This window comes from Hahella sp. KA22 (assembly GCF_004135205.1).
Classification (GTDB): Bacteria; Pseudomonadota; Gammaproteobacteria; order Pseudomonadales; family Oleiphilaceae; genus Hahella.
On record NZ_CP035490.1, the window covers coordinates 5,469,590 to 5,483,341 of the forward strand.

General features: G+C 55.1%; 10 protein-coding genes. 5 read left to right on the forward strand and 5 right to left on the reverse strand.

All coding sequences use genetic code 11. The features are described 5' to 3' along the window. The first annotated feature begins 24 nt into the window (after nt 1–24). Nucleotides 25–1,443, forward strand: coding sequence for an ATP-binding protein (locus EUZ85_RS24125; RefSeq protein ID WP_127972715.1), 1,419 nt, complete (start codon nt 25–27; stop codon nt 1,441–1,443). Between the two features lie 282 nt (nt 1,444–1,725). Here the strand turns inward: EUZ85_RS24125 and mtnC are convergent, their stop codons facing one another. Genes mtnC through EUZ85_RS24140 form a run of 3 tightly spaced genes read right to left on the reverse strand, consistent with a single transcriptional unit; the run spans nt 1,726 to nt 3,607 of the window. Next, complete coding sequence (gene mtnC / locus EUZ85_RS24130) at nt 1,726–2,427, reverse strand: acireductone synthase (RefSeq protein WP_127972716.1); 702 nt, start codon at nt 2,425–2,427, stop codon at nt 1,726–1,728. Then, nucleotides 2,427–2,984: an acireductone dioxygenase gene (locus EUZ85_RS24135; protein ID WP_127972717.1), complete on the reverse strand. Its 558-nt coding sequence runs from the start codon at nt 2,982–2,984 to the stop codon at nt 2,427–2,429. The genes mtnC and EUZ85_RS24135 overlap by 1 nt, the downstream gene beginning before the upstream one ends. Further along, the gene (locus EUZ85_RS24140) at nt 2,981–3,607 is read right to left on the reverse strand and encodes a methylthioribulose 1-phosphate dehydratase (protein ID WP_127972718.1); all 627 of its coding nucleotides are present in this window, start codon (nt 3,605–3,607) and stop codon (nt 2,981–2,983) included. Before EUZ85_RS24140 ends, EUZ85_RS24135 begins: the two co-directional genes overlap by 4 nt. Before the next feature lie 177 nt (nt 3,608–3,784). Here EUZ85_RS24140 and EUZ85_RS24145 point away from each other — a divergent pair, with 177 nt between their 5' ends. The 3 genes from EUZ85_RS24145 (at nt 3,785) to aspA (ending at nt 7,730) form a co-directional block, all read left to right on the forward strand. Next, nucleotides 3,785–4,039 carry a hypothetical protein gene (locus EUZ85_RS24145; protein WP_127972719.1) on the forward strand — a complete coding sequence of 85 codons (255 nt, stop codon included), beginning with the start codon at nt 3,785–3,787 and terminating at the stop codon, nt 4,037–4,039. 37 nt (nt 4,040–4,076) lie between these two features. Further along, nucleotides 4,077–6,239: a tRNA(Met) cytidine acetyltransferase TmcA gene (locus EUZ85_RS24150; RefSeq protein ID WP_164887344.1), complete on the forward strand. Its 2,163-nt coding sequence runs from the start codon at nt 4,077–4,079 to the stop codon at nt 6,237–6,239. A 78-nt stretch (nt 6,240–6,317) separates the two neighbouring features. Further along, nucleotides 6,318–7,730, forward strand: a complete 1,413-nt coding sequence (aspA, locus tag EUZ85_RS24155; protein WP_206617944.1) for an aspartate ammonia-lyase — start codon at nt 6,318–6,320, stop codon at nt 7,728–7,730. A gap of 66 nt (nt 7,731–7,796) precedes the next feature. Here the strand turns inward: aspA and EUZ85_RS24160 are convergent, their stop codons facing one another. After that, nucleotides 7,797–8,390: an SIS domain-containing protein gene (locus EUZ85_RS24160; protein ID WP_127972722.1), complete on the reverse strand. Its 594-nt coding sequence runs from the start codon at nt 8,388–8,390 to the stop codon at nt 7,797–7,799. A gap of 520 nt (nt 8,391–8,910) precedes the next feature. On the opposite strand from EUZ85_RS24160, the gene EUZ85_RS24165 reads away from it, so the two are divergent. Next, complete coding sequence (locus tag EUZ85_RS24165) at nt 8,911–11,316, forward strand: M64 family metallopeptidase (RefSeq protein ID WP_127972723.1); 2,406 nt, start codon at nt 8,911–8,913, stop codon at nt 11,314–11,316. Between the two features lie 65 nt (nt 11,317–11,381). On the opposite strand, the gene EUZ85_RS24170 is transcribed toward EUZ85_RS24165, so the two are convergent. Further along, on the reverse strand, nt 11,382–13,715 hold the full coding sequence (locus EUZ85_RS24170) for a M48 family metallopeptidase (RefSeq protein WP_127972724.1): 2,334 nt from the start codon (nt 13,713–13,715) through the stop codon (nt 11,382–11,384). Nucleotides 13,716–13,752 lie beyond the last annotated feature (37 nt).

Consider the following 13,752-nt stretch of genomic DNA (forward strand, 5'->3'; position numbering starts at 1 on the left):
CTCAACCTCCAAACATTCAATGCGATGAAATCCATCCGTTTCACCACAACCTGGTTGACCTTTGTTGGCGTCAGCCTGCTGGGGCTGGCCCTGTGCTCCGCCGCCTATCTGGTCGCGCGCAAGATTCTCATCGACAACTTTGATCGCGACCTGCTGCTGGAATTTCAAAATGTCGCCAGCGTCGCCCGAGTCTGGCCAGACGGCGACTTCTATATCGATATCGATTTTGACGTAGCGACCCAGTACAACGCTGGCGGCTCGCGCATATTTCAAGTGTGGAGCGCAGACGGCAAAGAGATCGTGGACCAATCCCCCATGCTGGAGGAGGAAAATCGCCGCCTGTCTTACCCTCCCCGCCCAGCGGGTAATAAACCCTACTTTTTCGATCTGCAGGACAAGCATTCTGCGCGAGCCATTTTTCAAAAAGTCGACGCACAATGGGGATGGATCGAAGAACAACCGGATCTAAAAGTACTGGAGCACGTACAAGGCATGCAAGTGCAGCTCTTGGTCGTCCGGGAGCGCACATCTCTCGACCAGTCACTCTCTCTGCTGCGCAACTGGATGCTGGCCATCGCCGCTATCCTGCCAGCGCTGACGTTTCTGATTGTTTATCTCACCATTGGCCGCGGACTAAAACCGTTACGAGAGCTCACCACAAAAGTCAGCGCTATTCGCTCCAGCGGGGAAAAGCTGGAAGCCGACTTACATTGGCCGCAAGAAATCACGCCGGTCGCCGAAACCCTCAACGCCTTGCTGAAGCGACTGGATTTCACCCTGCAACGGGAGCGCCGCTTCACTTCCGACGCCGCTCATGAACTGAGAACTCCGTTGGCGGAATTACGCATCGCCACGGACATCGCCCTGCGCGCCCAGCAAAACCAAGAACGCCTGCTGACAGCGGTGCGTCACGCCAATCATCTCTCCCACTCCATGGCGAATCTGGTTAACTCCATGTTGCTTCTGGCCCGCTTCCAGTCCGGGTCGAGCAAACCGGAAAGCGCGCCCATCAACGCCACCGCCTTATTCGACGAACAGCGCCAGCGTATATATGGGCTGGCCAAGAAGCGAGGACTGGCGGTGCAGACGCAAGCGCCCGAGAAACTGATCATCACCAGCGACAAAGGCCTGCTCACCACCATCATGGCCAATTTATTCACGAATGCAGTGGAATACGCGCCGTTGGAATCCACCGTCACCCTGACCTTATCCGCCAACGCCGGCGGATTCGCCCTGGAAACACGCAACGGCGCGCCGGACCTGACACACGAAGACCTTGATAGCCTCTTCCACCCCTTCTGGCGCAAAGGCGAATCCCGCAGCCAGCGCGACCACTACGGACTCGGCCTGGCTATCGTGCAAGAGGCCGCCGCCTGCCTTGCTTTGAAGTTGAACGTCTCATTAAGTGAGGACAAAGTTCTAACCATTCGAGTACAGACATAGCCGACTTAACCGCAGAGGAACTCACAGAGATAGGTTCGGGAACTTCGCAAAAAGCCAGGCAAGATGCGTTGAATAAGGGGCTGGAAGTGATGTCTGTAGACGGTGAGGGCAATATCGTGACTGAAAAAAGGACTCAGACGGAGTAACGCGAACGACTATCGTTAGACGCAAAGTTGACTCATAGCCCACCGCAATGACCAGTCAACTTGGAAGTCATTTAAAATAAAGCTTACTGGTTAGTCGCAGAGGTTTAAGGGGGCGTTAATCGCCCCCTATTTAGACTCAGGCAGGTTTAATCACCAAATCAGCAAAGGTGGCGACCGCCGGATAAGTCTCCTGACGCTCGATGCCTTCTCCTCTCACCAGCTGGCACACCTGCAACTCGGCTTCCGCCGCTGCGCTAAGTTCAGCCGGCACATCGGAGAGAAACAAGACGCTGGACGCAGGCTCCGACACCTCACGCACAATCGCCCGATACGAGTCCGCTTCTCTCTTACCGCCGACGCGCGTATCGAAATAGCCGCTAAACAACGGCGTCAAATCGCCCGCCTCGGAAAAACCGAAAATCTGCTTCTGCGCCGCAACTGAGCCAGACGAGTACACGAACAAGCGTATACCCAGCTCACGCCAATGACGTAAGCGCTCGGCCACTTCCGGGTAGACATGCCCTTTGTAGGCGCCTTCGTCATAACCGGCGCGCCAGATCATGCCTTGCAACGCCTTCAGCGGAGTGATTTTCTTGTCTTCCGCAATCCAGTCCAGCAACTGCCGGATCAACGCATCCGGGCTTTTGCGGTCAACGCCGCCCAGACGGGCGACTTCATCCAATTGCTCAGCGACGGCAGGCGCAGAAAAGTTTTCCCGGATAAAAGCGTCCATATGCTTGGCGGCATAGGGAAATAACACCTCATGCACGAAACTGATGCTACTTGTTGTGCCTTCAATATCGGTGACGATGGCTCTGATTCCGTTAAACTCCGTCATTACGCCGCCTCAATCAGTTGTTCAAAACGGGGCGCTTTCGATGCAATTTCGTCGCCCGTAAACTGCGCCACCCAGCCTTCAGGATTAGTGAATAGACGCACGCAGGTAAACTCAGGCTCAGGCCCCATATCAAACCAGTGCTTAGTTCCGTTAGGGACGCTGATCAGATCATTTTTCCGGCATTGCACAACATAAACCTTGTCATCCAGGTGCAAATAAAACAGGCCTTGTCCGCGCACGAAAAAGCGCACTTCGTCTTCACTGTGACGGTGCTCGTCGAGAAATTTCTTACGGAAATCATCTTTTTGCGGATGAGTTGGGGTCAGGCTGACCACATCTGCTGTGGTGAAACCATTTTCCGCTTTCAACTTTTCCACTTCCGCCTGGTACGCCGCCAGAATTGAATCCGGCGTAGCGCCCTCATCCAGTTCACGGGTGGACCAGCGCTCAAAGCGAATGCCCACTTCGTTCAGCTGACGGGAGATTTCCGCGCCATCTTCGGTAAAGACCAGGGGTTGCGAAAAATCGTTATCGTTGTAAATACGCAGGCTACTCATGACTTGATCCTCATCATTTCCAATTCACAGGCTAGCAGGAATTCCATGGCTTCCACATGGCGCAAACATTCCGCCATGGTCTCTCCCCAGGTATACATACCGTGGCCGCGAATCAGGTAACCGGGACAATCCGAATGCTCTTTCAGATATTCCACCGACAACGCGGACAACGCTTCAATATCCTGAGTGTTATCAAATATGGGAACAACACAGCGCCCTTCATGGGTGTATACGCCACGGAAGGCTTTTTGGAGTTCGTAATCTTCAAGTACGATCTCTGTATTGGGACGCAACGCGCGGGAAAGCACCGTGGCGGTCACTGAATGAGTATGCAGCACCGCGCCGACACTGGGTTTCAGGTCGTAAATAACGGTGTGCAGCAGCGTTTCCGCGGAGGATTTCATCTGACTGGCCACCGCCCGTCCCTGCAGATCGACAACCATGATATCCTGCGTCTGCAGACGCCCTTTGTGTTTACCGGATACCGTGATGGCGATGTTGGCGTCGTCGATGCGCGCGGAGTAATTGCTGCTGGTGGCGGGAGACCAGCCGGCGCCGTACAAAAACTTGCCGGCCTCAATGATTTCCTGCGCGCGAAGGGAAAATTTATGCAAATCAAACACAGTGGGTCCCCCTGAAATAATTGGCCGGTATTATAAGCGCCTCCGCCCCGCATTTCTAAGGTTTCATCGGCTTTCCGCTCTTCTATATGAAGCGGCGCGGCGCTGCTAACATAGACAATGCACAGTCGGCGTGTTTGCATAGTCGGCTCCACGGCTAATCACAGTGAGGAACTCAGGATGAACATTTCAGCGGAATTGAGCTTTTACCCCTTCACAGACGATTTTAAACCGCCCGTTCTCGACGTTATCAAACACTTGGAACAGCAACCCGGCGTGGATGTTCGCCCTAATCGCATGAGCACTCAGGTCTTCGGCTCTTTCGACGACGTCACCGCCGCCATTAACGCCACCATGCGCTGGTCGTTCGAGCGCTATGACAGCTGCGTCTTCGTCACCAAAATCATGAACAGCGACCGCAGCCCTAAAGGCTGAGCCTGCGAGACCAGCACCCACCATGCAGTATTCCGCAATGTCTCAAGAGGAAAGCTGGCGCGACGCACTGGCGTCCGCTTTAGCCTGCGCTCGCGCCGCCAATGTCAGAGCGCCTGTTTTGATTCAGGGTGACGCGCCAAAAATCGACGCCATGCTCTGGCCTATGCTTGAGCAGTTAACGCCTAATCGACAGATTGTCTGGGTTGGCGCTCCCTCCCCGCCGCCATCAACGTTGCGGACGAAACTGGAAGTGTTGGAAGCCGCTCGCTTTCAAACCAGACTCGGACAGGAAATGGATTGCCTGATATTCGACGCCCGCTGCGGATTTCATGCGGACGCCTTCGCAGCGCTAACCGGAACTGTACGCGGCGGAGGCTTATTGCTTTTGTTGACCCCGCCGGCGCAGCAATGGCCATCATTCGATGATCCTGATTATCAACGGATATTGGCGCACCCGCTCACCCACCAGGATGTAGATGGGCATTATCTGCGACACCTGCAAGCGCACCTGGACAACGCCAGCGGGTGGCTGCGGATCACGCTCGCCAGGAATGCGGCGCCAATTATCAGTTATACGGCCTCGAGTAGCGCATCCAATACAAAATCGCTTACCGGAGCGGTTTCGCAGTCCGTCGTGATCACAGCCTTGCGTACGCTGGTTGCGGGACAGCAGGATGCCTTGGCCATTACCGCCGACCGCGGTCGGGGTAAATCCGCCGCGCTGGGCATCGCAGCCGCACACCGAATCACAGAGCAGACGGAAACTATTCTGGTGACGGCGCCCTCCTTCGCCGCAGTGGCGAATCTGTTCAAGCATGCGGAAATGACTGCGACCGAGCTGGGCCTTGATCAGGATCGACTCAAGCAGCATCTGATATTCATCGCTCCCGATGACTTATTACAGCGCCGCCCCGCGGCTGATGTGGTTTTAGTCGACGAAGCGGCCGCAATACCCACTCCCATTCTGGCGTCATTACTGGAGCACTATCCTAGCGTTGTTTTCGCCACCACCCTTCATGGTTACGAAGGCACCGGACAAGGCTTTTCACTGCGAGTATTTCCAATGTTGGACAAACGCCGTCCGGGCTGGCGACATGTGACGATGTCGCAACCCATGCGCTGGTCGCAAGGCGATCCACTGGAAGCCTTTATCAATGACGCCTTATTGCTTAACCAATATCAACCTGCGCCTTTACCCACCAATTGGAATGAGAGTGAGCTGCGTTTCGAAAGTCTTGATGGCGAGACATTACTGCATTCGCCGCAGCGACTATCTGAAATATTCCAGCTACTGACTCTGGCTCACTATCGCACGACACCAGACGATCTAAGAACCCTTCTGGATAGCCCAGGACTGGAGGTATTTGTCTCAACGATACAGGGCCGCGTCCTCGGCGCCGTGTTGCTTTCCCATGAGCGCCCTTTCGACGAACCACCGCTCATCGACGCTATCTGGCGCGGAACCCGTCGTCCGCGGGGCCACTTGCTGCAACAACTGTTCGCCCAGCAAATGGGCGTCAGAGAGGCATTAAGATGTCCGATGGCCCGCGTCATTCGCATCGCCGTACATCCTGAACGTCAGGGATGCGGCGTCGGCTTGTGGATGCTGCGGGCATTAAAGAAAATCCTGGAACAAACCGACTGTTGTCTGATCGGCGCCAGCTTTGGCGTTTCCGACTCCCTGCTGCAATTCTGGGAACACGCAGGATATCGGCTGTTACGCCTGGGCGGCAAACGCGATCATGTCGCTGGCGCCTACGCCGCTTGCGTCGCAATGTCTCTCGATTCCGAGGGGGAGACATTGATATCTCAGGCGCATGATCGTTTTGTGCGTCGCAGCGCCTTCGACAGCCACTATGTCTTCGCCGCAGAGCCCTGGATATTACCCCGGCTCCCATCTCAAGCGCAGGAAGCGTTGCAAGCCGGAGAAATTGAACTTTTGCAGCTATTTGTCGAGGGGAGCCGGCCGTATGAGAATGTCGAGGATCTCCTGCTGATTTTAAGCGCGCGCGCAGACTTAACACATCTGGAAGAGAAAGCCGCCGCGCTCTGGCTCGCCAAAGTTCAGCAACAACAAGACTGGAGCGAAGTCGCCCGCCTGACGGGTCTAAGCGGCAGAAAACAAATCACCGCTCAATTAAGAGAGTGCGCCCGCGTGCTGTTAGCATCACTCGAAACCGCTGGAGCCCCCGCAGGATAAGTGATTCTACGAGATTGCAGCGGCTGGGCCGCCATGTTTCCATTGCTTGCATAATTGTTGGCCATGCGAGATGTATCTATGACCGAGGTTCGAATCGAACACGACTTACTGGGTGATGAGCCCGTTCCCCGGGACGCGTATTACGGAATTCAAACCCAACGCGCCAAACAGAATTTCAATATCACTGGCGTTCCCATCAGCCACTTTCCCGAACTGATCAACTCCCTGGCCATGGTCAAAATGGCGGCGGCACGCGCCAACCAGCAAACTGGTCAGCTCAGCGACGCCAAAGCGGAAGTCATTGAAGCCGCCTGCCGCGACATTATCAACGGCGGCTATCACGACCAGTTTATTGTCGACCTCATTCAAGGCGGCGCCGGCACCTCCACCAACATGAACGCCAATGAAGTGATCGCCAACCGCGCGCTGGAGATCATGGGGCACGTCAAGGGCGAGTATGAATTCCTGCACCCCAACAACGACGTTAACATGTCGCAGTCCACTAACGACGCCTATCCTACCGCTGCGCGACTGGCGATTATTTTCGCCTCGGAGCCATTGAGCGCCGCATTGTCGGATTTGATCAAAGCGCTGGAAGAGAAATCACGGGAGTTCGCCGACGTCATCAAAATGGGACGCACCCAGCTACAGGACGCAGTTCCCATGACCCTTGGTCAGGAGTTCGGCGCCTACGCCGTCACCTTACGCGAAGACATCGACCGCATCAGCTACGCGGCGGGCCTGCTGCAGGAAGTAAACCTCGGCGGAACCGCCATCGGCACCGGCTTGAACGCTCACCCGGACTACCCGGATCTGGCGATTGACGCACTCGCCGACATCTCCGGCAAGCCAATGCAATTGGCTCACTGTCTGGTTGAAGCCACTTCGGATATGGGCGCCTTTATTCTGTTTTCCGGCGTGCTCAAGCGTCTGGCGGTGAAGCTGTCCAAAGTCAGCAACGACCTGCGCCTTCTGTCCAGCGGCCCCCGCGCCGGCTTCAATGAAATTAACCTGCCGCCCATGCAGCCTGGCTCTTCTATTATGCCCGGCAAGGTGAACCCGGTTATTCCTGAAGCTATGAACCAGACCGCGTTCCAGGTTATCGGCAACGATCTCGCCATCACCATGGCGGCGGAAGCAGGACAGTTGCAGCTGAACGCCATGGAGCCGTTGATCATTTACAACCTGCTCAGCGGTATGCGCATGCTCGGCGAAGCCATCAAAATGCTGGAAACCAAGTGTGTCGTCGGTATTACCGCCAATAAAGAGCATTGTGAGAATACGGTTAAGAACAGCATCGGCATCATCACCGCGCTTAACCCATTTATCGGTTACCAAAACGCCACCCGCATCGCCAAGAAGGCGCTGCATACCGGGCGGGGCGTCGTGGAGCTGGTGTTGGAGGAAGGACTGTTGACCGCGGCGCAACTGGATGAGTTGTTGCAGCCGTCCAAGATGCTGTCGACCCGTAGAATCAAACCACGCGGTTAACCTGTCCGACCGAAAAAACCGGGCCTGATGCCCGGTTTTTTATTAAGAGACGCCTAACGTCAGGGCCTAAGCCTGTTCGTAGTTTTCCGGGAAGAAACGGCGCTCCACCAATTCAATCAGAATATGCAGCACTTTGATGTGCAGTTCCTGCACACGGTCTGCGTACGAGCCGCCGGGAGCGCAGATACATACGTCCGCCAGACTTTCCAGGGGTGAGCCCGTCTTCCCCGTCAGGGCGATCACGCTGACGCCCTGCTCTCTCGCCGCCTTCGCCGCATTGAGAATAGTTGGGCTCTTGCCGCTGGTGCTGATGGCGATAAGACTGTCGCCTTCACGGCCATGGCTTTCGATATATCTTGAAAAAACATAGTCGTAGCCAAAATCATTGGCGACGCAGCTCATGTGGCTGGGGTCGCTGATGGCGATCGCGCCCAATCCTGACCGGTTATTACGGTAACGCCCGGTCAATTCCTCTGCGAAGTGCATGGCGTCGCACATGGAGCCGCCGTTGCCGCAGGAATATACCCGTCCCTTGCGCTCATAGGTTTTAATCAACGTCTCGGCCGCCGCCTCCACGCTACGCAAAGCCTCCGCGTTGGCGATAAAGTCATCCAGAGCCCGCTGAGCTTCAAGCAGACTGCCTTTGATATGTTCGATCACAGTGGAGACACCCTTCATAAAAATTTAATAAAAGCTTCTAAGGCCATGCGGCCTGCATCCGATAATAAGCGTCAGAGAATAATTTTCCTAATTTTTCATACGCTTTGTCCCCGGCGAATTCATCTGCAAACAGAACATACGCCTATTTAAAAAGCGCCTCCGTAATTATCCGCTTCAATTAATTTATTCGAAAAAAGCATTTCTTTATTCCCCTACGTTATTTAGAGCTGGCGTTATGCCGGAAAGCAAATCCCCCTTACATTTCGAAATAAGCCTAGGCCATTGATTTAACAAGCCATACGCCCTCCTGCATAGCTCCTAGGAACTACATAAAAGGCCTCCGCTCCTGTGTATTATTAAGCGGCTATGCTTATCAATTAACCAGTCCGGCGCAGAGGGATTTAAGGCTCCGGGCATGTCATTAACCACGAGAAATGGATGATTCCGGATGATGCCGCCGACGCACAAACTCCGGCGCATATCCCGTCCATGGACCTTTTGCCTGAAAGGAGAGCTAGAAATGAAGGCGCTTGCGAAGTTATTCATACCTGTCTTTTTGCTGTGCTCATCCGCCTTCGCCACAGCAGAATCAGTGACCGAGCTGCATATCCAATTGGATCGCACTCAAGTCAACGCCGCCAATCCCAGCGACCTTTCCGCAGGCGTCAACGCCAGCGTGAAAGACAAAATCGCCAAACAGGCCAAATTTTATCAAGACGATGAAATCGTTTCCGACGACCAATTGATGGTGATTGGTAAGGACGCCGAGGGCCGCGAAGTCTATCGACAGGCTGTCGACAATCCTTTGTTGATGCATGCGGAAGCTTTCGATCCTGACAGCGGCCAAGTGGAAATCGCGGAAGAGATCGTCAAGAACACAGGCACCTTGCGTCTGGACGTCCCCAACCGTTTGGATATCCGCACCCTGGAGCTGAACGCCATCAAGAAACAGCGTTCCGGTTACCAGTTCAATTTGTTGCAGCGCATTAAGCTGGGAAAGAAACAGACGGCGCAGACAGCCGCCTCAGTGAGCCTGGAAGCCCAGGCGGATAACGGCGTATTCAGCGTATTCAAAACCGGCGACTCAGAAAACCGGGCTGACCTGGTGCTGGTTTCCGAAGGCTACACCAACAGCGACCTCAGCAAGTTCGAAGAAGACGTACGCAAAATCGTAGAGGGCTACTTCGGCGAAGATATCTATAAAGAGTACAAAAACCACTTCAACGTATGGCGCGTGGAAGTACCGAGCAACCAAAGCGGCGCTGGTAACGGCGGCCCTATCGACACCAAGTTCGGCGCCTACTTTAACTGCTATAACATTGAACGCCTGCTTTGCGTCGACGAGAGCAAAGTACTCAACTACCTGAAGTCCGTCGTGCCGGCTAACGCCATGGATAAAGTCCTGGTCGTGGTCAACACCGAAAAATACGGCGGCGCGGGCGGTCAGGTAGCCACCATGTCCCTGGCGCCGCAAGCCATCGATCTGGCGCTGCATGAGCTGGGCCACAGCTTCGCCAAACTGGCTGACGAATACGACTATGGAACCTGTCAGGTGCACGAGCCGGACAACGCCAACGCCACAGCCAATTCCAGTGGCGCCAAATGGCGACATTGGATGGATGTCGATTCCAATGTCGGCGTATTTGAGGGAGCGATGTACTGTACTCGCGGCATGTACCGCCCCACACAGAACTCCATGATGAAGGAGCTGGGCCAGCCTTTCTACGCCGTCAACGAAAGTGAGATCGTGCGCCGCATCTACGGCCGCGTGAATGTCATCGACTCAGCCAATCCCGCACAGATCGATATTTCCATGGGGCAAGGCGAGTCCAGAGACTTTTCCGTTACGCCAGTGGATACTTCTTCTCACACTGTGAAAACCCTGTGGTATCTGAATGACCAACAAGTAGGCGAAGGCGCGGAATTCACTTTTAACAGCGGTAAGTATCAGGAAGGCGTGTATAAGCTGAAGGCCGTCGCAGCGGACAAGACGTCTCGCGTCATCAAAGATCCCAACAAACTGCTGATCGCCGAGAATACCTGGACAATCACGCTGGGCGACTCTGATTCCGGCTGCAAAGAGGCGCCCGCTACGCCAACAGGCCTGGCTTCTGCGAATATCGGCGCAACCTCATTCAGCTTCACTTGGAGCGCAGTATCCGGGGCGGAAAGCTATCACACTGAAATCTGGAACGAATCCGCTTCCAAGTGGGAAGCTCTGGAAGACACTGCTGAGACGACTTTGTCCGTCAACGGCCTGGAGCAAGGCAGCACGCAATGGGTCAGAGTATCCGCCAAGAACGCCTGCGGAACCTCCACGCCTTCTGAGTACCTGTCTGTGGAGTTGACTGACAGCCAAGACTGCACTCAGGCGCCAGGCGTCCCCGGCGCATTCGCGGCATCAGATGTAACTGATGGACGCTTCACTCTGAGCTGGAGCGCAGCAGATGGCGCAGCTTCCTATGCCGTGCAAAAATGGACTGGCCGGGAATGGCGCGACCATAAGGAAACGGATGCGACGTCCATGGAAGTCACAGCAAGCCGTCTGGGCACAACCGAGTATTATCGTGTGTACGCCAAGAATCAGTGCGGCTCCGGACAGGCGACCAACTGGATCAAAGTGGTTATCCCCCAGAGTAAAGGCTGTACGAATCCACCCGCCAAGCCGGCCGGCTTGCAGTCTTCCTACGTCTACTCCACCCAGTTCAGGTTGACCTGGCCAAAAGTAACCGGCGCCACGCAGTATGAAGTGCAAACCTGGGATGGCTACACCAGATCCTGGAAGCCTTATCAGAGCACCCAGGGCAATTACGTGGACTTCTACCAGCTGCAAAAAGGTTACGTCTACTACCCAAGAGTGGTGGCGAAAAATGCCTGCGGCGCAAGCACTCCTTCCAACTACCTGACAGTCAGATTACCACGCTGACGTAAACGCAAAGAACCCGGCTCACGCCGGGTTCTTTTTGCCTGCACAAGAAGTTGTTTAAGGCGCTAACGCGCCAAAAGCTCCGCAAACTGCCCTGCTCCCAGCGCCGCCCCGACGATCGCTAATGCAATAATAAATCGGGCTAAAGCAGGCGCAACGCCATCCGCAGTCTGGAAACGGTCCCAAAGTCCGAGGCGCTTTTGCCGCTTACGTTCAGAACCCGGCAGCAGCACCGAATATTTCGCAGGCGCCCGGGAAGGCTTCGGAGCCTCTCCGATTTGCTCTCCGTCTCTCAGGCTTTGCGCCACTTTGGCCTCCGTTAACAACAACTGCTCCAACGCTGCATGTCTGAGCGCAGAAAAGCAGCCAGCGGCGCTGTTTATCCAGCTATCAATGGCTTGCATCCATTCATTGATATTGTTCTTGCTGGGCGGCGGCAACTTGAATTCGCCAAACGCCTCACTCCAGCTGGACAAGCCAAGTTTTTCACTCAATGTGGCGTCCAGAGTCACCTCCACCGCCACCGCGAAATCAAGGCGCAGAATTTGATACACCTCTTCCGCCACGACTAACAAACGCTTCAATTCACGGGAGCTGACATTGCGGTCCGCAGTGATGACTGCGACCACATTGGCCAACAATCCCTGCGCATCCCTTAAATTCGCCTCCGAGTGATCAGCGTAATGCAACATCGCCGCCAAGCCTGTCAGATAGGCATCCCAGCCCCCTGCAAGGGATTTAGCCGCTGCGCGAAACACGCTGCGGCAACGGCGGTCATGGCGGCAAATCTGTTCACGGGCGTCTCGAACTTCTTTATCCAGCTCGGCAATAACATCCGGCAGCTCCGCCCTCTTCAGCTCCTGCCCGCGATGACGAATAACGCCGCCAGGAGCAGTGAAAATTTTGTCGTATACCGCCTGCAGCGAAACCCGTTCCTCTTCCAGATTACGCAAACGCTCCAGGTCCGCCGTCAAGGTTTCTGGATACAGGGCCGCCAATTCAGTACTGATGGCGTTCGTAATAGGTTTCTTGTCATATAAATCGTCAACTGTCTCGGCGCTACGCACGACTGAACGTCCCAGATAAGCGCCCCGGTATGCAGGATTCAGATACGCCCGGTCAAACTGGCTGTCCAGCTTCAACAGAGACTCTTGAATATCCGCCGGCTCCGCCTCCTTTTCCAGACGAATCAGGTGAGCGCTCATTTGCGCTTTCATCGCCGCAGGGTCGGAAAATAGTTCCCAGGCCGAGCGTTCATCCAAAGGCGCCGCCACATAGACACGCTTGGCGTTGCTCTCCCTTTCCGAGTTCTCCGGGTGCGTCGCCCACATACGAGGCGGTTGCGCCAAAGCGGATTTAAAAACCCGATGCGCTTCCGGATTCGCTTCTGGCAACAAAGGGGCGCAGCCATAGTCGGGTTTGTCCAGAATCTTACCAATGCTTTCTATGACGCGACTTTGCACAGCGAAAATATCCTGTACCCCGCGCTTCTCGCTCAACTCCCCACCGACAAAATGCAAGGCGCGATCCCAGGCCTCATCCGCCGCCTGCAAACGATGCAGCGCGTGCACCAGGGCGTCGCTGCCGGTCAAAGACACCGCCACCAGATCCGCCTGTAATTCCATTTCCCGCGATAGCGCACGCTGCGCCATCACCACCAGACTGAACACCGTGTCCAACAGGGATCGTATGGACCACACGATCAAAGACAACAGCCAGCCGATCCAGGCTATGCGTAAATCGAATCGAGACAGCCCGCGCAGAAAGTTATCGAACATATCCCGTTCAGCGATGATGTAGGCGGCAATTTGATGCGCCACGTAAACCCATCGTCCCACCGCCATCGACCGCTGGGCGAAGTGCCCGAACTCATGAGCCAGGACGGCTTTCATCTCACCCAAAGTCAGTACGTTCACCAGTCCGAGACCGATCTCCAGATTTTTCTTGGAGGGGAAGATCAGGTTGAGGATCGACAGGTCGTAGAATACGGCGGCATTGACCCGTGGCGACAAAAAGACGCGATGCGGTCTCGGCGCCCCCGCCTCGTCCGCCAGCCGATATAAAAATTCGAAGAGCCTGGGCTCTTGATCCGGCTTGATTTCAATATCGCCGGACTCATGTCCATGTTTAACAAAAAACAACGCCTTCAACAGAAATAGAGCCAGAAATGCGGCAAGAGCGCCCGCGATCGCGTTAAACAACACCTCATCCCCACCCAGATAGGCGGCGTATAACCGTTTACCGGCTATCCAGCTGAACCAGCCCGCCAGAAAGAAGTAGAGTGTGACAAACAAAGCCAGCCCGGCCATGGCGAGCCAGGCCTTCTGCTTATAGCCCGCAGTGGGGCGAGTTAGATTCTCAGGAACTGAGGCGGGACCAGCGGGATACATATTTTCCATTCACTTTGCTCCAACAAAGTTTTTACAACAGGACGGG